Source organism: Sphingobium cyanobacteriorum (assembly GCF_030580935.1).
In the GTDB taxonomy this organism is placed as follows: Bacteria; Pseudomonadota; Alphaproteobacteria; order Sphingomonadales; family Sphingomonadaceae; genus Sphingobium; species Sphingobium cyanobacteriorum.
On the sequence record NZ_JAUQOM010000002.1, the window covers coordinates 116,019 to 134,628 of the forward strand.

General features: G+C 67.5%; 25 protein-coding genes. 11 read left to right on the forward strand and 14 right to left on the reverse strand.

Going from position 1 to position 18,610, the window contains the following annotated elements; genetic code table 11:
* On the forward strand, positions 1-552 hold the full coding sequence (locus tag Q4610_RS05425) for a hypothetical protein (protein WP_304534983.1): 552 nt from the start codon (positions 1-3) through the stop codon (positions 550-552).
* Here the strand turns inward: Q4610_RS05425 and Q4610_RS05430 are convergent.
* Positions 549-1,250 (reverse strand): hypothetical protein, encoded by a 702-nt coding sequence (locus Q4610_RS05430; RefSeq protein WP_304534984.1) that lies wholly within the window; start codon positions 1,248-1,250, stop codon positions 549-551. The genes Q4610_RS05425 and Q4610_RS05430 overlap by 4 nt on opposite strands.
* Positions 1,251-1,500: 250 nt before the next feature.
* Positions 1,501-1,887, reverse strand: coding sequence for a PH domain-containing protein (locus Q4610_RS05435; RefSeq protein ID WP_304534985.1), 387 nt, complete (start codon positions 1,885-1,887; stop codon positions 1,501-1,503).
* A 131-nt stretch (positions 1,888-2,018) separates the two neighbouring features.
* On the opposite strand from Q4610_RS05435, the gene Q4610_RS05440 reads away from it, so the two are divergent.
* A complete protein-coding gene (locus Q4610_RS05440; RefSeq protein WP_304534986.1) occupies positions 2,019-2,564 on the forward strand; it encodes a nuclease in 546 nt (181 codons plus the stop codon).
* A gap of 114 nt (positions 2,565-2,678) precedes the next feature.
* Here Q4610_RS05440 and Q4610_RS05445 read toward each other — a convergent pair whose 3' ends face one another.
* Positions 2,679-3,437 carry a glutaminyl-peptide cyclotransferase gene (locus Q4610_RS05445; RefSeq protein ID WP_304534987.1) on the reverse strand — a complete coding sequence of 253 codons (759 nt, stop codon included), beginning with the start codon at positions 3,435-3,437 and terminating at the stop codon, positions 2,679-2,681.
* Complete coding sequence (ygfZ, locus tag Q4610_RS05450) at positions 3,434-4,171, reverse strand: CAF17-like 4Fe-4S cluster assembly/insertion protein YgfZ (protein ID WP_304535549.1); 738 nt, start codon at positions 4,169-4,171, stop codon at positions 3,434-3,436. The genes Q4610_RS05445 and ygfZ overlap by 4 nt, the downstream gene beginning before the upstream one ends.
* Before the next feature lie 69 nt (positions 4,172-4,240).
* Here ygfZ and Q4610_RS05455 point away from each other — a divergent pair, with 69 nt between their 5' ends.
* Entirely contained in the window at positions 4,241-5,572 is a 1,332-nt protein-coding gene (locus tag Q4610_RS05455) for a dihydroorotase (RefSeq protein ID WP_304534988.1), read from the forward strand.
* A 12-nt stretch (positions 5,573-5,584) separates the two neighbouring features.
* Here Q4610_RS05455 and rarD read toward each other — a convergent pair whose 3' ends face one another.
* Both rarD and Q4610_RS05465 read right to left on the reverse strand, forming a co-directional pair.
* Complete coding sequence (gene rarD / locus Q4610_RS05460; protein ID WP_304534989.1) at positions 5,585-6,451, reverse strand: EamA family transporter RarD; 867 nt, start codon at positions 6,449-6,451, stop codon at positions 5,585-5,587.
* 47 nt (positions 6,452-6,498) lie between these two features.
* A complete protein-coding gene (locus tag Q4610_RS05465; protein WP_304534990.1) occupies positions 6,499-6,720 on the reverse strand; it encodes a hypothetical protein in 222 nt (73 codons plus the stop codon).
* Between the two features lie 158 nt (positions 6,721-6,878).
* Here Q4610_RS05465 and Q4610_RS05470 point away from each other — a divergent pair, with 158 nt between their 5' ends.
* The 7 genes from Q4610_RS05470 (at position 6,879) to Q4610_RS05500 (ending at position 12,193) form a co-directional block, all read left to right on the forward strand.
* Positions 6,879-7,622, forward strand: a complete 744-nt coding sequence (locus Q4610_RS05470; protein WP_304534991.1) for a hypothetical protein — start codon at positions 6,879-6,881, stop codon at positions 7,620-7,622.
* A gap of 353 nt (positions 7,623-7,975) precedes the next feature.
* The gene (gene crcB, locus Q4610_RS05475) at positions 7,976-8,362 is read left to right on the forward strand and encodes a fluoride efflux transporter CrcB (RefSeq protein WP_304534992.1); all 387 of its coding nucleotides are present in this window, start codon (positions 7,976-7,978) and stop codon (positions 8,360-8,362) included.
* Positions 8,359-9,738: an RluA family pseudouridine synthase gene (locus Q4610_RS05480; RefSeq protein WP_304534993.1), complete on the forward strand. Its 1,380-nt coding sequence runs from the start codon at positions 8,359-8,361 to the stop codon at positions 9,736-9,738. Before crcB ends, Q4610_RS05480 begins: the two co-directional genes overlap by 4 nt.
* Entirely contained in the window at positions 9,735-10,394 is a 660-nt protein-coding gene (locus Q4610_RS05485; RefSeq protein WP_304534994.1) for an HAD-IA family hydrolase, read from the forward strand. Before Q4610_RS05480 ends, Q4610_RS05485 begins: the two co-directional genes overlap by 4 nt.
* The gene (locus tag Q4610_RS05490; protein WP_304534995.1) at positions 10,391-10,648 is read left to right on the forward strand and encodes a hypothetical protein; all 258 of its coding nucleotides are present in this window, start codon (positions 10,391-10,393) and stop codon (positions 10,646-10,648) included. Before Q4610_RS05485 ends, Q4610_RS05490 begins: the two co-directional genes overlap by 4 nt.
* Complete coding sequence (locus Q4610_RS05495) at positions 10,645-11,340, forward strand: ATP12 family chaperone protein (RefSeq protein ID WP_304534996.1); 696 nt, start codon at positions 10,645-10,647, stop codon at positions 11,338-11,340. Before Q4610_RS05490 ends, Q4610_RS05495 begins: the two co-directional genes overlap by 4 nt.
* Positions 11,341-11,440: 100 nt before the next feature.
* The gene (locus Q4610_RS05500) at positions 11,441-12,193 is read left to right on the forward strand and encodes a tetratricopeptide repeat protein (protein WP_304535550.1); all 753 of its coding nucleotides are present in this window, start codon (positions 11,441-11,443) and stop codon (positions 12,191-12,193) included.
* Position 12,194: 1 nt separating this feature from the next.
* Here the strand turns inward: Q4610_RS05500 and Q4610_RS05505 are convergent, their stop codons facing one another.
* Genes Q4610_RS05505 through Q4610_RS05515 form a run of 3 tightly spaced genes read right to left on the reverse strand, consistent with a single transcriptional unit; the run spans position 12,195 to position 14,697 of the window.
* Complete coding sequence (locus tag Q4610_RS05505) at positions 12,195-12,878, reverse strand: murein L,D-transpeptidase catalytic domain-containing protein (RefSeq protein WP_304534997.1); 684 nt, start codon at positions 12,876-12,878, stop codon at positions 12,195-12,197.
* A 52-nt stretch (positions 12,879-12,930) separates the two neighbouring features.
* The gene (locus Q4610_RS05510; RefSeq protein WP_304534998.1) at positions 12,931-13,245 is read right to left on the reverse strand and encodes a hypothetical protein; all 315 of its coding nucleotides are present in this window, start codon (positions 13,243-13,245) and stop codon (positions 12,931-12,933) included.
* A 3-nt stretch (positions 13,246-13,248) separates the two neighbouring features.
* Entirely contained in the window at positions 13,249-14,697 is a 1,449-nt protein-coding gene (locus Q4610_RS05515; protein ID WP_304534999.1) for a L,D-transpeptidase family protein, read from the reverse strand.
* A gap of 57 nt (positions 14,698-14,754) precedes the next feature.
* On the opposite strand from Q4610_RS05515, the gene Q4610_RS05520 reads away from it, so the two are divergent.
* Positions 14,755-15,651 (forward strand): histone deacetylase family protein, encoded by an 897-nt coding sequence (locus Q4610_RS05520; RefSeq protein ID WP_304535000.1) that lies wholly within the window; start codon positions 14,755-14,757, stop codon positions 15,649-15,651.
* 8 nt (positions 15,652-15,659) lie between these two features.
* On the opposite strand, the gene Q4610_RS05525 is transcribed toward Q4610_RS05520, so the two are convergent.
* The 5 genes from Q4610_RS05525 to hisA all read right to left on the reverse strand — a co-directional run bounded on the left by Q4610_RS05525 (position 15,660) and on the right by hisA (position 18,598).
* Entirely contained in the window at positions 15,660-16,229 is a 570-nt protein-coding gene (locus tag Q4610_RS05525) for a hypothetical protein (RefSeq protein WP_304535001.1), read from the reverse strand.
* A gap of 73 nt (positions 16,230-16,302) precedes the next feature.
* Complete coding sequence (locus Q4610_RS05530) at positions 16,303-16,623, reverse strand: phosphoribosyl-ATP diphosphatase (RefSeq protein ID WP_304535002.1); 321 nt, start codon at positions 16,621-16,623, stop codon at positions 16,303-16,305.
* A 40-nt stretch (positions 16,624-16,663) separates the two neighbouring features.
* Complete coding sequence (locus Q4610_RS05535; protein ID WP_304535003.1) at positions 16,664-16,936, reverse strand: PEP-CTERM sorting domain-containing protein; 273 nt, start codon at positions 16,934-16,936, stop codon at positions 16,664-16,666.
* A gap of 163 nt (positions 16,937-17,099) precedes the next feature.
* A complete protein-coding gene (hisF, locus tag Q4610_RS05540; protein ID WP_304535004.1) occupies positions 17,100-17,864 on the reverse strand; it encodes an imidazole glycerol phosphate synthase subunit HisF in 765 nt (254 codons plus the stop codon).
* On the reverse strand, positions 17,861-18,598 hold the full coding sequence (gene hisA / locus Q4610_RS05545; RefSeq protein ID WP_304535005.1) for a 1-(5-phosphoribosyl)-5-[(5-phosphoribosylamino)methylideneamino]imidazole-4-carboxamide isomerase: 738 nt from the start codon (positions 18,596-18,598) through the stop codon (positions 17,861-17,863). Before hisA ends, hisF begins: the two co-directional genes overlap by 4 nt.
* Positions 18,599-18,610: the final 12 nt, after the last annotated feature.

Sequence of the window (18,610 nt, forward strand, 5' to 3'; positions counted from 1 at the left end):
ATGCGCGACCGCTGCGCCGAGATAGCGGGGCAGGTCGCGCGGATCGAGCGGGCGGCGGCGTTCCTGGCCAACGGCCTGTCGCTGGGCGCCTGCCCGCACGCGGCGGCGCGGCGGCGCGATGCCATGTCCGCCAGGCTGATCGGCAACGGGCTGCGCGAACTCGACCTGTTCCTGACCGACCTGATCGTGGAAGCGGGGCGGATCGACCGGCTGGGCGCGGCGGCGGGGCGCGACCCTGGCATGCATCCGGGCCGCCGCATCTTCAGCGCGGCCGAAGCCTGGCGGCGCGCAGAACCGCATCTGGGGCTGGCCGCCGATGCGCGCGACCGCCTGCGCCAGATGCGCGCGGCGCAGAACCGCCAATGTTTCGGCCGGTTGCGCGGCGACGGAGCCGAAGCCGCGCTGCAACGCGCCTGCGCCGACTATGCGCGGCTGGCCGGTGACGTGCTGGCGGCGCTGCGGGCGCGGGGCGGATCGGTCGGGCTTCACCCGCCTTCGGCCCGCTGCGCGCGCAAGGACGCGGTGGGGCAATCTGCCGTCATCCCGTTCTAAAGCTCCAGCCCGATCAGCGTCCCGCTGCCGATCCGGTCGACATGGCGTTTGCCGTCAATCTCCAGCCAGTCGGGCGTGATCTCCAGCCGGCGGCCGTTGATGGTGGTGCGCAGATGTTCGACCGCGATCCGGTTGCGCGCGACGATTCGCAACACGCACAGGCCATCGCCGCGCGCCGCCATCATCGAATAGCGGTCGCCGCGCAGCAGGAAATGCCAACTGCCGTTGGTCGGCTTCCATTCATTGCCGTCGATGATCTGCGTTGCTTCGCCTTCCGCATTGCCCAGCCGCACGCTGATCCGGGTCGCGCCATTGGTCCGGCGTGGCGGCGCGAAGATCAGGATCGGCTCGCCCTCCAGCGTGATCGGGATCGGCGTGTCGCGCAGCAGCCGCGATCCGCCGACGATCAGTTGCGGCAACTCCGCCGAAAAGGGCAGCCGGTCGCGCGAAAAATGACGCTGGCGGACCACCGGATTGGCGTGGAAGCTGTGCACCTGGGTCGTGGTCAGCCGCCCTTCCTCCACCAGCCCGTGGCAGGTCGGGCAGAGCAGCGTCGCGCCCGGCCCGTCGGGCAGGCCCAGATAGCGATAGATGGTGACGCCGCAGCGCACACAGGCAAAGCCGCAGGCGTGGCGGATTTCCGCGCGCTGATCGGCGGTCAGGTCCAGCAAAGACGGCATCACTCGCAAGCCAACCATGGCGACACCCCTTTGAGCGCCGTCCACACCTTTGTGGACGGTCGTTCCTCACATGGCGTCCTCTTGCGATCGGGCGCTCGACCGGCGCCCTTCTGGTTACACTATCGTTGAAATAAATGCGGCCAAGTCAAGGGGCTGGGCATAATCTTCTCGCAACCGCGATATGAAACCGGCGGCGGGGATGCGCACCCACCCCCTGTTTTTCGGCTGTTATCCGGGGGAAAAGCGCTGCCTCTCCAACCGCGCGCCCTTATCGCTGTGGCAACAGGTCGAGCTTGCGTGCAGCCGCGATCGCACGGATGCGGTCGGGGCGCGGCATATTCTTGATCGCGATTTCCGCGACATCGCCGGCGCTGAACAGTTCGACATGGCCGACGCCGAAGATGCGCTGGCCCAGGCTCTGGGTGATCCGCACCGACCGGATAGAGGTCAGCGCGATCTCGGTCCGCTGCTTGGCCAGCAGCCCGCGCTCCAGCAACACCTCGCGCTCGCTCAGCGCCAGCCGCTCGCCCTTGTGCAGCACCCACCACACGCCGATCGCCAGGATGCCGACGACCGACAGCAGCAGCAGCAGGAACAGGAAAGGGTGCGCCCGGATCATCGCGGGATGCTCGTCATATAGCCAGGGTTCGCTCATGCCGTCTCCGATCCGTGTGGGCGGCGACTTCATCATGGCCCCGCGCGTGCGTCAAGCCATGGACGATAGCGGGGTAGTTAACCAAAATTTTCCATAGTTGCTGATAAGGGTCGATCGGAACAGGACGGAATATGGCACGCAATCTCTATGATGTCGGCGATCGTCCGGATGAAACGGGCGCCTGGCTGAATGACAAGCAGGAAGAGCGCGCGCGCGTCGTGCCGGTCGGCATGATCCTGGCCGCGCTGGCACTGGCGGCAGGGGTGATGTTCCTGTTGAAGGATGCACTGCCGGGGGCCGGTCAACGGGGCGGGGCGGACGGGCCGGCCACCATCTCGGCCACATTCGCCCTGTGCGACGATCCTGGCGGCGATGCCTGCGTCCTGTCCGCCGATACCTATGCCTGGCGCGGCCGGCGCTATCATCTGTCCGACCTCAGCGTCCCCAGCCTCACCGCGCCGCTATGCGAACGGGAAGGCGCCCGCGCCCGCCAGGGCCGCGCCGCGCTGGCCACGATGATGAACGGCGGCGCGTTCGAAGCGGTGCCCGATCCCACCGATCCCGATCCCGCATCCCGCATCCTGACCCGCGATGGCGTGTCGCTGAGCCAGCTCATGATCCTCAAGGGCCATGCCCGCCCCTGGTCACGGACCGCGATAGACTGGTGCGCGGACTGACCTGAGGCGGCCTGGAGCACGCTGCCTTTGGCCGGACGCGGATCGCGCGCTCCGCTTTCGTGTTTTCGCATCATGTCCGGCGGAAAGCCGGTTCCCGCTTTTCCGCACGATGCTTTACTGGCCGACCCTGATCTCGAACAGCTTGGGCCAGTTCTTGCCGGTGATGAAGATGCGGTCGGCCTTTGCGTCATAGGCGATGCCGTTGGCGACCGCTTCGCTGTCGGTCACGCCTGCGGCCTTGCGCAGCGGGGCGATATCGATCCAGTCGATCACCGCGCCGGTCGCCGGATCGATCCGGGCGATGCGCGTGTCGTACCAGATATTGGCCCAGACCTCGCCCTTCACATATTCCAGCTCGTTCAGGCGATCGACCATCCGGCCGTTCCAGGTCACGGTGACGCGCCGCCGTTCGGCCAGGCTGTCGGGGTCCAGGAAGCGCAGTTGCGCGGTGCCGTCGCTCATGATCAGGTTTGTGCCATCCTGCGTCAGGCCCCAGCCTTCGCCATCATAGCGAAAGCCCGAAAGCGGGGCGAAGTCGCTCAGTCGCCAGACAAAGCCCTGACCATGGCGCCAGGTCAGGCTGACCAGCCTGTCCTTCCAGTTGACGATGCCTTCCCCGAAATAGGGCCGTTCGATGATCCGGCGGTGCAATATCTTGCCGGTCCTGAGCGCGACCTTGCGAATGTCGGAGCGGCCTTCCAGCCCGGTGCTCTCATAGAGCGCGCCGTCAAGATAGAAGAGACCCTCGGTAAAGGCGGTCGCGTCATGCGGATGGCTTTTCACCAGCGTCCAGCGCGTGTCGGCCCGCGCCGGGGCGGCGAGGGTGAAGGCGACGACCAGCGCCCCCATCACGGCAAGGATGCGGCGCTTCATTCCGCCGCCTGATCCGCGATCGCGGCGGCCAGCCAGCCGGGCAGGGTGACAGGATCGAGCGTTTCGACCCGGCGCAGTTCGATCGAGAGGTTAAGGTCGGGCAGGGCGGCGCGCTGGCGTTTCTCGTCCGCCTCGTCCAGCGGCACGGCGACCAGACGGCGGCTCACCTTGTTGCGATAATGCATCCGCGCGGTATTTTCCTGGCCGACATAGCAGCCCTTGTCATAATCGACGCCGTGCAGTTCGCCGGCATTGGTTTCGAGCCAGAGAAGCTGGTCCTGCCCCAGTTCGGCGACCCCTTCGAACACGCCCAGCGCCAGCCGATGCGCGCGGAAGGCGGCCGATGCGTCGCCAGGCATGGCGGGGGCGAGCCAGCGATGGCCGAGCGCGGGCAGGCGCGGGTCGAGCGGCTGGTCGCCGGCATCGGGGGACCAGTGGACCGCCAGCGATTCGTCGCGGGCGATCGTCACCTTCCGGCGCAGGCGGTAGAGGGTCAGGCGCTTTGCCAGCGCATCTGACTGCGCCGCCTCGCAATCGAGCAGCACATCGTCGTCCTCTGCCCACAGGATGAAGTCGAACAGCGCCTTGCCCTGCGGCGTCAGCAGCCCCGTCCAGCGCGGTTGCCCCTGCTGAAGCGTCAGGACATCGCGGGTCAGCAGGCCCTGCAGGAAGGGTTTCGCCTCCGCGCCCGAAATTCGTAAGATCGCGCGGTCGCGCAGGGTGGTGCCAATCATCGGCTTTAGGTAGGACGGCAGCACGACTTAGCCAAGCCGTCCGCGCGAACGGAATATAGGAATATCCGCATGACCCAGACCTTCGACATGATCCTGAAGAACGGCACCGTCCATACGCCGGGCGGCGCGGAGCGCGTGGACGTGGGCGTGCGCGCCGGCAGGATCGTGGCGATCGGCACGGCCTTGGGGGACGCGGGCGAGGTGATCGACTGCACCGGCCTCGACGTGCTGCCCGGCTGCATCGACAGCCAGGTCCATTTCCGCGAACCGGGGCTGGAATATAAGGAGGATCTGGAATCGGGCAGCCGCGCGGCAGTGCTGGGCGGCATTACCGCCGTGTTCGAAATGCCCAACACCAATCCCAACACCGACACCGCCGAGCGGGTCCATGACAAGCTCGCCCGCGCGCATCATCGCATGTGGTGCGACCATGCCTTCTATGTCGGCGCGACCGCCGACAATGCCGAGCAACTCAAAGAGCTGGAGCGGATTCCCGGCACGGCGGGGGTGAAGATCTTCATGGGCGCGTCGACTGGCAGCCTGCTGGTGGACGATGACAAGGCGTTGGCCCGCGTGCTGGCCAGCGGCACCCGCCGCGTCGCCATCCATGCCGAGGACGAGACGCGGATGAACGCGCGCAAGGATTTGCGGGTCGAGGGCGACCCGTCCTCCCATCCGGTCTGGCGCGACGATGAAAGCGCGCTGATCGCCACGAAGCGGATCATCGCGCTCGCCCGCCAGGCGCGCCGCCGCATCCATATCCTGCACATCACCACGCCTGCCGAACTGGACTATATCGGCCAGAACAAGGACATCGCCACCTGCGAGGTGACGCCCCAGCATCTGACGCTGGCGGGGGAGGATGCCTATCCGCGGCTGGGCACCTATGCGCAGATGAACCCGCCGATCCGGTCCGCCGCGCACCGCGACGGCCTGTGGTTCTGGCTGGGTCAGGGCGTGCCCGACGTGTTGGGCAGCGACCATGCGCCGCACACGATCGAGGAAAAGGCCAAAACCTATCCCGCTTCGCCCAGCGGGATGCCCGGCGTGCAGACGCTGGTGCCGCTGCTGCTCAACCATGTGGCGGAGGGGCGGCTGTCGCTGCGCCGCTTCATCGAACTCACCTCATCGGGGCCGCAGCGCGTGTTCGGCCTGACGGGGAAGGGTCGGATCGCCAAGGGCTATGACGCCGATTTCACCATCGTCGACCTCAAGAAGCGCTGGACCGTGGGCAGCGACTGGCTCGCCTCGCGCTGCAACTGGTCGCCGTTCGAGGGCATGGAGCTGACCGGCAAGGCGGTCGGCACCATCATCCGCGGCAACCGCGTGATGTGGGAAGACGCGCTGGCCGATGCCGCCATCGGCGAGCCGGTGCGGTTCGAGGCGACGCAATTCGCCTGAAACCCGGCCGGATCAGGCGGTCGCCAGCCGGTTGCGCCGGGCAACGGCGATGCCGTCGCTGGCAAAGAGGATCAGGCCGACCCAGATCAGGCCAAAGCTGAGCATCTGGCCCAGGCCCAGCTTTTCCCCGAACAACAGCACGCCGCAGAAAAATTGCAGCATGGGCGTGATATATTGCAACAGGCCCAGCATCGCCATCGGCAGACGCTGAGCGGCGACCGCGAACAGCAGCAGCGGCACGGTCGTCACGGCGCCCGCCAGGATCAGCAGGCTGGTGGTGGCCATGTCCTGTCCGAAACCGATGCCGCCATGCTGCGCTTCCCAGACCAGATAGCCGACCGCCAGCGGCGCGAGCAGCGCCGTTTCCACGCCCAGCCCGGCCATCGGGGCAACCGGCGTCAGCTTGCGCACCAGCGCATAGAAGGCAAAGCTGATGGCGAGGGTGAGGCTGATCCACAGGGTCGTGAGCGCCGACGCGGCCAGGATGGCGACGCCGATCGCCGCGATCCCGATGGCCAGCAATTGCGGCCGCCGCAGCCTTTCCTTCAGCACCAGCACGCCCAGCGTGACATTGACCAGCGGATTGAGGAAATAGCCCAGGCTCGCGGCCAGGACATGCCCCTGATTGACGGCCCAGACATAGGTGAGCCAGTTCAGCCCGATCATCAGGGCCGATATGGTGAGCGCCAGCACCAGCCGCCGGTCGCGCAGCACCAGGAAAAAGGCGGGCAGGCCGCGCCGCAGCGCCAGCAGGGACAGGATCAGCAGCAATGACCACAGGATGCGCTGGGTCACGATCTCGACCGGATCGACATGGTGCAGCAGGCGGAAGAAAAGCGGCAGCAGGCCCCACAGGCCATAGGCCGCAAGGCCCGCCATCAATCCCTTGCGCACCGCGCCCGCGCCCTGCTGGGTCTGGTCGGCGATCAGATGATGCCTCCACCCAGGAACAGGCGCAGCGCGCCGAAGGCGGCGACGATCAGGCAGAAATTCTGCCCGCCCTTCTTCGACGACAGCATGCCGATGAACGCGCCCAGCAACGCCAGCGGCACGAACAGCCAGTTGAGCGCGCCCAGCAGCGGGATGACGGCGGGGATCATCAGGATGAGGGCGACGAGGCCGATGAAGCCGGAAAGAAGGTTCAGCATGCTTCACACATGGCTTTCAACCTGTCCCAGAGCAAGACAGGGCTGCGATGCCAGTGACACCAAACTGGCCTTTCGTCGAAAAATCAGCCAGTTTGGCCCCCATCCTAAAGAATAGAGCAAGGCTTCCCGTGCACAACTGGGCGGCGAGGGAGTGAAACATGGCATATATGCGGTCTGTCGGGATGCTGTCCCTGGTGCTGGCGCTCGCCGCCTGTGGCAAGGGCGACAAGGATGCCAGCCTCGCCGCGCTCGACGCGCAACTGACCAGCAATGCCGCCGACCCGGCGCTGAAGGGCGCGCTGGCCGACCCGATCCTGGTCGATCCGCAACTGGTGGGCCAGTCCAACCGCAACGCCGTGCGCCCGGCCGACCGGCCCGCCAATGGCGCGGTGCCGGTGCTGGCGGGCGATGCCGGCGCGGCGCAGGCGGCGGCGTTGAAGGCCGTCGGCGGCAAGCTGATGCCTGCGCCTGCCGCCAGCGAGGGCGAAGCGCTGGCGTCGACGGTGACGCTGGGCGCGGTCGCGCGCGAACAGGCGGTGCGGCGCGGCGGCACGGGCGGCTGCGCGAAAAAGCTGGCCTATGGCATGGAATGGGCGCAGCGCCTGCCCGAACCCTTCGCCCTGTACCCCGGCGCGCAACTGACCGAAGCGGCCGGCGCGGAAACCGACGGCTGCACCTTGCGCGCGGCGAGCTTCGTCACGCCCGCGCCGCGACAGGGGGTGATGGACTATTATTATACGCTCGCCCGCCGCGCCGGCTATGATGGCGAACACCGGATATTGGGCGGCGATCATGTGCTGGGCGGCACACGCGGGTCGGACGGCAGCGCCTATTTCATCCTCTTCACCGATGCGCCGGGCGGCAAGACCAGCGTGGACATCATCGCCGACAATGGGCGATAAGGGTGGGGGACGATAAGGGCGGGGGACGATAAGGGCGGGGTCAGCTTCACGCGGCCGGCGGCTATGTGGCGCATCCCCTCCGCCCGCTGATCCCGGCGGGATCATGGAATTTTTAATTTATATAATATTTACAATGACTTATCCATGTCCGCTCATTGTTGCGGCCTGCTGCCCCCGACGCGCCATGCATTTCATGAGGCCGATGACACAGGCTTGATCCGTCCTTGCGAGCGCAGCGGATCAATCTGTCGTCATTGCGTTCTAGCTGTACCACTCGCTGTCACGCTTTGCGCTCCGATCGCCGCCTGATTGCGTCCTTTCCCCTTTGGCACTTTGCCTATAGGGCGTTTTCCATGACCAATATCTTTCTCGTGATGGGCGGCGGCGCGATCGGCGCTGCGCTGCGCTATCAACTGGGCCGCTTCGCCGTGCAGATGGCGCCCGGCACGACCTGGCCCTGGGGCACATTTGCCGCCAATCTGATCGGTGGCTTCGCCATGGGGCTGCTGGCTGGCTGGCTGGCGCGCGGCGGCGCCCTTTCGGCTGAACCGATCCGCCTGTTGCTGGGCGTGGGCGTGCTGGGCGGCTTCACCACCTTCTCCGCCTTCAGCCTGGAAACCCTGCTGATGATCGAACGGGGCCAGGTCGCGCTGGCGCTGGCCTATGCCCTGGCATCGGTGGTCGGCGCGATCGCCGCGCTGGCGCTGGGCCTTGGCCTGATGCGGAGTGTCGCGGCATGAAGGGGCGTCCTCCCGCCAGGGGTGGCACGGGCGCGCGCGGTGGCAAGCCGGCTGGCGGCAAGCCTGCGGCCGGCCGCCCCTCCACGGGCAAGTTCGCCGATCGCAAGCCCGGCGGCGCGCCCGGTCGCGGCAAGCCATCCGGCCCGCGCAAGAGCGACGGCGACAAGCCCGCCTTCCGGCCCAAGGCCCCGGCAGCGGCCAAATCCGCCGCCGCAAAACCGGCCCCGGCCAAGGTGGCATCCGTCCCCGCCAGGCCCAATCCCGCCAAGGGCGTGTCGCTCGACGTGCGCCAGTTCCGGGTCAAGGCCGACGATGACGGCATCCGCCTCGACCGCTGGTTCCAGCGGCATCTGCCCGATGTCGGCTTCAACCTGGTGTCGCGCTGGTCGCGCACCGGCCAGCTCCGCGTCGACGGCGCCCGCGCCGCGCCGGGCGACCGCATCGTCGAAGGGCAGACCATCCGCGTCCCCCCCGCCGAAGCCCGGCCCGAAGCGGCGGACAAGCCCAGGCGCGTCCGCGTGATCGACCTGACCCCGGACGAAATCGCCTATGCGCAGGACATGGTGATCCACCGCGACGCGCAGGCGATCGTCATCAACAAGCCGCCGGGCCTTGCCACCCAGGGCGGGACCAAGACCGACGAGCATGTCGACAAGCTGCTCGACGGCCTGCTGTTCGACGCCGATTCGCGGCCCAAGCTGGTCCACCGGCTGGACAAGGACACATCGGGCGCACTGCTGCTGGCCCGCTCCAGCCGTGCCGCCGCCCATTTCGCCAAGGCGTTCTCCAGCCGCACCGCGCGGAAAGTCTATTGGGCGCTGGTGATCGGCGTGCCCTCGATCAACGATGGCATGATCGAGCTGCCGCTCGCCAAGCAGCCGGGCACCGGCGGCGAGAAGATGCATGTGGACGAAGCCGATGGCCTGCCCGCCCGCACCCGCTATCGCGTGATCGAGCGCGCGGGCAACCGCGCCGCCTGGGTCGAGCTGCAACCCTATACCGGGCGCACCCACCAGTTGCGCGTGCATCTTGCCGCGATCGGTTTCCCGATCGTGGGCGACGGCAAATATGGCGGCAAGGACGCTTTCCTGACCGGCACGATCAGCCGCAAGATGCACCTGCACGCCCGCCGCATCCGCGTCGATCATCCCGATGGCGGCCGGGTGGACGTGATGGCGGAGCTGCCGCCGCATTTCGCCAACAGCCTGCATGAACTGGGCTTCGACCTCAGCCTCGGCGACATGCCGCTCGATGACGAGATCGACCGCACCCCCACCCGCGAGGATGAAAAGAAGTTCGCGCGCCAGCACGCCAAGCAGGTCCGCAAGGACCGGAAGGGCGAGCGGCGCGCGCGCGGGAGCAGCCGCACCGCATGAGCAACCCCCTCGTCGTTTTCGATTGCGACGGCACGCTGGTCGACAGCCAGCATAATATCTGCGCGGCGATGGTCCGCGCGTTCGAGGATGTGAAGCTGCCCCCGCCAGACCGGCCGGCGATCCTGTCGGCCGTCGGCCTGTCGCTGCCGGTCGCGATGGCGCGGCTGCTGCCGGATGCGGATCGCGATTTCCACGATCATCTGGCGGAACGCTACAAGCTGGCCTTCCACACCCTGCGCCGCGAGCATGCGGTGTCGGAACCGCTTTATCCCGGCATGGCGGACCTGGTGCATGATCTGGACGCGGCGGGCTGGCTGCTGGGGGTGGCGACCGGCAAGTCCGATCGTGGCCTCAACCTCTGCCTCACCCACCATGGCATCATCGACCGCTTCGTCACGCTCCAGACCGCTGACCGCCACCCGTCCAAGCCGCATCCCGCGATGCTGCACACCGCCATGGCGGAGGCGGGGGCGACGCCGCAAAGCACGGTGATGATCGGCGACACCAGTTTCGATATCGACATGGGACTGGCGGCCGGCGTGCGGACGATCGGCGTCGCCTGGGGCTATCATCCGCCGCACGAACTTGTCGCGGCCGGCGCCCATGCGGTGGCGATGGACAGTCTGGACTTGCGCGGCCATATCGGCGCGCCATGACCGACTCGCCTTCGCCTCCTCCGACCGACCCCGAACAGGTCGCGCGCCAGCGTCATTTCGCCATCGGCCTGTTCCGCCTGTCGGGCGCCTTCATCGTGATGTTCGGTTTCCTCGCCATCATGCAGCGGTTCGACTGGGTGCAGGGCAACCGGGCCAAGGCGTTCGGCGCGATCATGGTCGTCACCGGCCTGTTCCAGTTCGTGGTCGTGCCGCGCCTGCTGCTGGCGCTGTTCCGCCAGAGGCCGCCGCAATGAAGCGTTTCTACAGCGACGTGACGATCGTGCCCGCCGAAACCGGCTTCGCGATCCAGCTCGACGGCCGCCCGGTCCGCACCCCCGCCCGCGCGCTGCTGGTGCTGCCGACCCCGGCACTGGCGCAGGCCGTCGCCGCCGAATGGCAGGCGCAGGGCGACATGATCGACCCGGCCGCCATGCCGATGACCGGCCTCGCCAATGCGGCGATCGACCATGTCGTCCCCAACCAGGCCGGTTTCGCCGCCGACGTGGCGCGCTATGGGCAGAGCGACCTGCTCTGTTATCGTGCCCATGGCCCCGATACGCTGGTCGCGCGCCAGGCGGCGGCATGGGACGCGCTGCTCGACTGGGCACGCGCGCGCTATGATGTCGCCTTTGCCGTGACGCAGGGGATCATCCCGGTGCCCCAGCCCGCCGAGACGCTGGCCCGGCTGGAAGCGGCGGTCGCCGCGCTCGACCCGTTCACGCTGTGCGGCCTGTCGACGGTGGTGACGCTGAGCGGATCGCTGGTCTGCGGCCTTGCCCTGGTCGAAGGCGGGCATGACCGCGACCGGCTCTGGCAGGCGGCGGAAATCGACGAAGCCTGGCAGGTCGAACAATGGGGCGAGGATGCCGAAGCCGCCGCCCGCGCTGCCCGCCGCGCGGCCGATTTCGCTACGGCCGCCACCTTCTGCGCGCTCAGCCGTAGCTGAAGGCTGGAACCGCCGTCGCCTTTCGGTCATTGTGCAATGCGATAAGCGCGCAACGCGCCCCGCCATTTCACGCCATGAGGAGACACAGACCTTGGCCCCGATGCTGAGCAGGTCGATCCTGACCGCCCTTCTGACGCTGACCGCGCCGCTGGCGCTCGCCCAGCCCCCCGCGCCACCGCCGGAATCCCCGCCGGTCGAATCGCCCCCGGCCGAGCAGGCGCCGCCGGTCGCGCGCGACCTGACCCAGGCCGAAATCATCGCCTTCAACCGCGCCGTCACCGCCTTCACTGCTGGCCAGACCGCGCAGCAGAAGGGCGACAATGAAACCGCCGCCGCGCAGTATGACGCTGCCCTGCCCGCCATCCGCACCGCGGTCGAGGCTGACCCGGCCAATAGTGACAATGTGCATTTCCTCGCCAACGCGCTCTACGCGGCCGCCGCTGCCCATGGCGCGCTGGGGCAGAGGGACCAGGTGATCCCGCTCTATGAAGAAGCGTTGCCGCACTGGCGCAGGATAGTGGAAGCGAAACCGGCCGATGCGACCAGCCGCAACATCCTGGCCGGCATCCTGATCCAGATCGGCAACCACAGGCTGGCGGACCATGATCGCGCCGGGGCCGATCCCTATTATGCCGAAGCGCTGCCGCTGGCGCGCAAGGGGGTGGAAGAGCAGCCGGGCGACCCCGCCGCCAGAAATATCCTGCTGTCCGCCCTGATCGGCGCGGGCCAGACCTCGACCGAGGAAGGGATGCTGGAAGAAGCGCTCACCATGGGCAAGGCGATGATTGCCGACGGATCGATCGACGCCAGCAACCGGCCCACGCTCGACGCGATGAGCGGTACGGCCGGTTGAGTCAGGCCATGCCCAGCTTGTCGGCGTAAAGCATCCGCCCCGGACCCAGCAGGCCCAGCACCTGCGGCACGATATGCGGGGCGACGGCGAAGCAGCCCTCCGACCGGCCGCATTTGCCCCAGGCGGCGACATGATCCTCGCTCACATAATCGGCCCCATGGACGACGATGGCGCGCGCTTCGGCGTTGCTGTTCTGCGGGTCGAGGCCCAGCAGGCGCATCGACCGGCCATGCTGGCCGAAATACATCTCGCCGGTCTTGAACGCGCCCGAACTGCTGGCCAGCGAATCGGGCTGGTTGGAAAAACTGTGCAGCCATCCCGAATGGGCCGGATCGGACCCCCGGCCATGGGCGACCAGATAGGAACTGGTCTGCCCGCCGATCAGGTCGACGATATGCATCCGCATGTCCTTCGATGGCGCGTCGAAATCCACGATCGCCAGCCGGTCACGCAGTTCAAGCGCGCCGGCATGGCGGTCCAGCGCGGCCTTGGCGCGCTCCAGCAGCGGGGCATAGGGTTTTTGCGCGACCGCGCGCGGCGTCGCGGGAACCGGGGCAGGGCGCGCGGGTTCAGCCCCAGGACCCTCTGCCGGCGACAGCGGCAGGGCCGCACGGCCCATGCTGTCCGACAGAAACGAAAAGGCGAGTCCGCTTAAAGCGAACTTCGTAAAATTGCGGCGATCCATGACCGCAATATAGCAAAGCCGCCGCCCCGGTCCAAGACCGGGGCGATGGGCTTTACTCGCCGGTCATGCTCGTCCCGTCCGCCGACTGGCTCTGTTCGCCGCCTTCGGGCAGGCGCGCTGTCATGCCGGTCGCTTCGGCATCATCCTGAATCTGCTGCTGTTCCGAAATCGACGGGGGCGGGGCGGGCGGAGTCGCGACGGCGTTGTTCTGCACTTCGGGCAGCGGTGCGTCCGGTTCGTCGACGATCACATTTTCGACCGGCGGCTCGACCAGATTGTTGGTCGCGGCCGGCGCATCCTCTTCCTTCTTCCCGCAGGCGGCCAGAGCGAGCGCGCCGGCAAGGGCGACAAGAGCGATTTTGCGCATGGATCAATCCTTCGATGCGATACTGTTGGATGCAATGGCGGTCGGATCGGCGCGGCGGCTCGACGCCTCGATCTTCTGCGCCAGCAGCTTGTCCCAGCCATAGGGATCGGCGCGGAAGCTGACCGTGCCGTTATTGCCGGCAAAGGCGGTCCAGTAGAGCAGATAGACCGCGACCTGGCTGGGCAAGGACACACGCTGGGTCTTGCCCGCGTCGATCAGCGTCTGGATCTGGCCGTTCAGGCTGGGATCGGCCGCGACCATCCGTTCGGCCAGCGCCACCGGCTTTTCCAGCCGGATGCAGCCATGGCTGGCAAGCCGGTCATAGCTGGAAAATTTGCCCCGCGAAGGCGTGTCGTGCAGGTACACCGCGAAGGGATTGTTGAAGTCGAACTTCAACCGGCCCAGCGCGCTGTTCGGCCCGGCCGGCTGGACGATCCGCTCGCCGCCTTCGGGCGTCTTGATGATCTTGTACCCCTGCCGCGCCAGCGCCGCCCGCCCCTTGGGGAAGAGTTCGCGATTGGCGATCGACATGGGCACGTTCCACGGCGGGTTGACCACGATCGAATGGATGCTGGACGACAGCATCGGCGTCTGGTTGGTCGGGCTGCCGGTGACGGCGCGCATCGACGTGACCGGCTGGTCGCCTTCGAACACGGTCAGCACGGCGGCGGCGATGTTCACCTGCACGCGATTGACCGGCAGGCTGCGCGGCATCCAGCGCCACCGCTCCATATTGGCCATGATCGCGGCGATCCGGTCGTCCACGCCGACATTGAGCGCTTCCAGCGTCCGCGCGCCAAGCTGGCCGGTGGGTTCCAGGCCATAGCGGCGCTGGGCGCGCTGGATCACGTCGACCAGCTTTTCCTCGCGCGTGACGGCCGGATCTTCCAGCGCGATGCGGGCGCGCACGACATCGGGCGCGGAACTGGCGGTCAGCGTCGGCCAGCCGCCCCTGTCGCGAATCGCCTCATATTTGGCCAGGCCCTTGCGCAATGTCTCGTAACCGGCCCAGGGCGGGGTCAGGGTGCTGGCCCATGCGGGCAATTTGTCCTCGCTCACGGCCTTGGCAAGCGCCGGGCGCGGATCGATGGCGGCGGGGCGAAGCGCCCATACCTCCAGGAAGTCGGCACTGTCGACCCGGCCGGTGCCCAGCGCCTTGGCGCGGTCGAGCAGGGCGTTGACCAGCGCTTCGCCCTTGAGCGGCGCGCTGGCCCTTTGCCGTGCCATCAGCCCCTGCGCCGCGCCGGTCTGGAGCCAGCCATTGGCCCAGGCTTCCTGCGCCGGGGACAGCGCGGGAATCGGCACCGGCGGCGGCGGCGCCGGAATGGGCTGGACGGTTGGCGGGGCCATCGTCGGCGCGACGGCGGGCGGCGGCGTCTGCGCGGACAGGGGCATGGCAGCAAGGCCAGCTAGCGCCAGCAGCGGGAAACGGATCAAATCAGGACGGTTCATGCTGGACCAGATAGCGCAAAGCCGCCACGGTTCAAATCGCGATAGCGGGAAAAGATCATGCTGCACGTTGTTCACCATCCTGCCTATGTCTCTCCTGCAACAGCCGGCAGCGCCTTTCGTTTCGACAAATATGGGCTGGTGATGGAAGCGTTGCGGGAAAGCGACGCGGTTTTTCACCTGCACGAACCGCAGGCGATGCCGCGCATATGGATCGATGCGGTGCATGATCCCGCCTATGTGGATGAAGTGCTGACCCTGTCGGTGCCGCCGGAAAAGGAGCGCCGGATCGGCTTTGCCGTCACCGATCGGGTGATGCGCCGCTCCCTGCTGTCGCCAGGGGGGACATGGATGGCCGCGAAGCTGGCGCAAATCCATGGCTATGCCGCCAATGCGGCCGGTGGCAGCCATCATGCGCTTGGCCATAGCGGGGCGGGCTATTGCGTGCTCAATGACCTCGCCATCGCTGCCAACCGGCTGATCGCGGAGGGGGACGCCGCGCGCATCCTGATCCTCGACCTCGACGTGCATCAGGGCGATGGCACCGCGTCGCTGCTGGCGGGGCGCAGCGATATCTTCACCCTGTCGATCCATGCCGAAAAAAATTTTCCGGTGCGCAAGGCGCGCTCGACGCTCGACATCGGGCTGGCGGATGGCACCGACGATTCGACCTATCAGGCGGTGTTGTCCGATATCCTGCCGCGCGTGCTCGATGATTTCGCGCCCGACCTTATCCTCTACCAGGCGGGGGTCGATCCGCATGGCGAAGATCGGCTGGGCCGGCTGGCGCTCACCGATGCGGGCCTCGACATGCGCGACCGCTATGTGATGCGGCAGGCGCGGAGGCGGGGCGTGCCGGTCGCCAGCACCATGGGCGGCGGCTATGGCGCGGACCGGATGGCAGTCGCGCGCCGCCATGCCGCCTGCATGATACGAATGGCCGAAGAACTTGCCTGAGATCTTGCTCAGTGCAGCGATTCGCCCGGCACGGATTGCGCCTTTGTCTCCATCAGCTTCGCGGCGATCAGTCCCGCTGCGGCCACCGCCACGAAATCGCTGAAGGCAAGGTAGAGGATATAGCCCCACGGCGCATGGTTGAACACGCTCTGGCCGACATGCATCCACAATGCGGCCGCCAGCGCGAACAGGATCGATATCCGCGCCCGGCTGGCGAAGTCGGAAAGCGCAAAGCGCAGCGCCAGCGCGATCAGCACGCCCACCACCAGCGACAGGATCAGCCCGCCGACCAGCGCGCCGCTGTCCATCACCGGAAAGCCGCTGCTGTTATAGAAAATCTGCGCCACCGGGCCACGTCCGTAAAGGACCGTGCCCTGCGCCGTCGCCGGATCGGGGATCACATAGACGCCGGTGCCGGTGGCGTTCAGCCCCTGTGCCAGCGCGGCTTGCAGATTGGCGCTGGCCTGGTCGCCGACGCGGCTCAGCGCCAGTGCGGACAACGGCGTGCCCCAGAAGATGAAGCCGGTAATGAACATGGCAAGGCCGCCCAGAAGGCCGCCGATCAGAGCACGAACCATAGTGCCTCCCCTTTTCCTGATGTGAAGCTGACGCATCAACGCAGGGCGGGCAACATCTTTCCCGGTCAGGCGATCAGTCGGCCGGGCGTGCGGCCTTTTCGGCGATCCCCGACACGCCTTCGCGCCGGTCCAGCTCGTCCAGCACCGCGTCGAACGGCACGTCCATGTCGGCCAGCAACAGCATCAGGTGGAACATCAGGTCGGCGCTTTCGCTGATCGCGCCATCGCGGTCATCGGCCATCGCGGCGATCACCGTCTCCACCGCTTCCTCGCCGACCTTCTGCGCAATCTTGGCGCGGCCCCTGGCGGTCAGCTTCGCGACATAGGATGCCGACGGATCAGCGCTCCGCCGTTGGCGGATGGTCTGTTCAAGGGTATGAAGGGTCGCACGCATGGGAGCGCATCAAGCGCCACGCGCGCGACCCGTCAATCGATTATTTGCGCTTGCGGTTCGCAAGGAACATGCGGCCGGCCAGAACGGCCGCGCCCATGCCGAACAGGGCCATCTGTTCCGGCTCCGGCACTTGCGTCGGCGTGCCGCCCGACGAGCTTGTGGTGCCGCCCGAACTGCTGGTCGTCGTGCCGCCGCTGGACGATCCGCCGCACTTGCCGAACCAGCACCAGAAAGTGGCGTTGGCGGGCGCCGGCACAGCCGCGCCCATCAAACCGGCGGCGCCGGCCATCAGCAGCATCTTGGTCAATTTCATATCACTTCACCCCGTTTTGCGTCGAACCTGTGATGGTTGATTGCGACCCTGAACGAAGGTTAAGCAGGCTTTGTGCCATCAGGCGGAAAGGCCAGCATTTCCCGCGCCCATACTGGTTAACGCCGGATCGGAGATCATGGTTACTGTAAAGTAAATCGACGTTTCAGGCCGCTCGAACCGGCACGCCCGCCGCCGCCAGCGCGCGGTGCGCCTGCGCGATCGTATGCTGGCCGAAATGGAAGATGGAGGCAGCCAGCACCGCGCTGGCATGGCCCTGCACCACGCCCTCGACCAGATGGTCGAGCGTGCCGACGCCGCCGCTGGCGATCACCGGCACCGACACCGCATCGGCGATGGCGCGGGTCAGCGCCAGGTCATAGCCCTGCTTCGTGCCGTCGCCGTCCATCGACGTGACGAGCAGTTCGCCCGCGCCCAGTTCCGCCAGGCGCAAGGCGTGTTCCAGTGCGTCGATGCCGGTGGGCTTGCGCCCGCCATGGGTGAAGATTTCCCAGCGGCCCTCCGCCACCCTGCGCGCGTCGACGGACCCCACGATGCACTGGCTGCCGAAGCGGTCGGCAATGTCGGCGACCAGTTCGGGCCGGGCGACCGCCGCGCTGTTGACCGCCACCTTGTCCGCCCCGGCCAGCAGCAGCGCGCGCGCATCTTCCGGCGTGCGCACCCCGCCGCCCACGGTGACGGGCATGAAGCAGACTTGCGCCGTGCGGCGCACCACGTCCAGGATGGTGCCGCGCGCCTCATGCGTCGCGGTGATGTCGAGGAAGCAGAGTTCGTCCGCCCCCGCCGCGTCATAGAGCTTCGCCTGCTCGACCGGATCGCCGGCATCCTTCAGGTCAACGAAATTCACGCCCTTCACCACGCGCCCGTTGGCAACGTCGAGGCAGGGGATGACACGGGTGCGGACGGTCATGCCGCCGCCTGCGCCACCGCCAGCGCGGTTTTGAGGTCCAGCCGCCCGTCATAGAGCGCGCGGCCGGTGATGACGCCTTCGATCCCGTCGTCGGCGTGCAGGCTGAGGATGCGGATATCCGCGATCCCCGCCACGCCGCCGCTGGCGATCACCGGAATGTCGGTGGCGCGGGCGAGGTCGACGGTGGCGTCGACATTGCAGCCCTTGAGCATCCCGTCGCGGCCCACATCGGTGAACAGCAGCGACGCGACGCCCGCATCCTCGAACCGGCGGGCCAGGTCGATCACGGGCATGTCGCTCTTTTCCGCCCAGCCGTCGGTCGCGACAAAGCCGTCGCGCGCATCGACCGCCACGACGATGCCGCCGGGAAAGTCGCGCGCCGCCGCCTTGACGAAGGCGGGGTCTTTCAGCGCCGCCGTGCCGATGACGATGCGCGATACGCCCAGGTCGAACCAGCGCTCCACCGATTCGCGGTTGCGGATGCCGCCGCCCAGTTGGACATGGCCGGGGAAGGCGGCGACGATCGCCTCGACCGCCTGCGCATTGACCGCATGCCCGGCGAAACTGCCGTCCAGGTCGACGACATGGAGATGCTGGGCGCCAGCCTCCGCAAAGAGCAGTGCCTGCGCGGCGGGATCGTCGCCATAGACGGTGGCCCGGTCCATGTCGCCTTCTGCCAGGCGGACGACCTGCCCGTTTTTCAGGTCGATGGCGGGAAAGACGATCAGGGACATGGGTTCAACCTT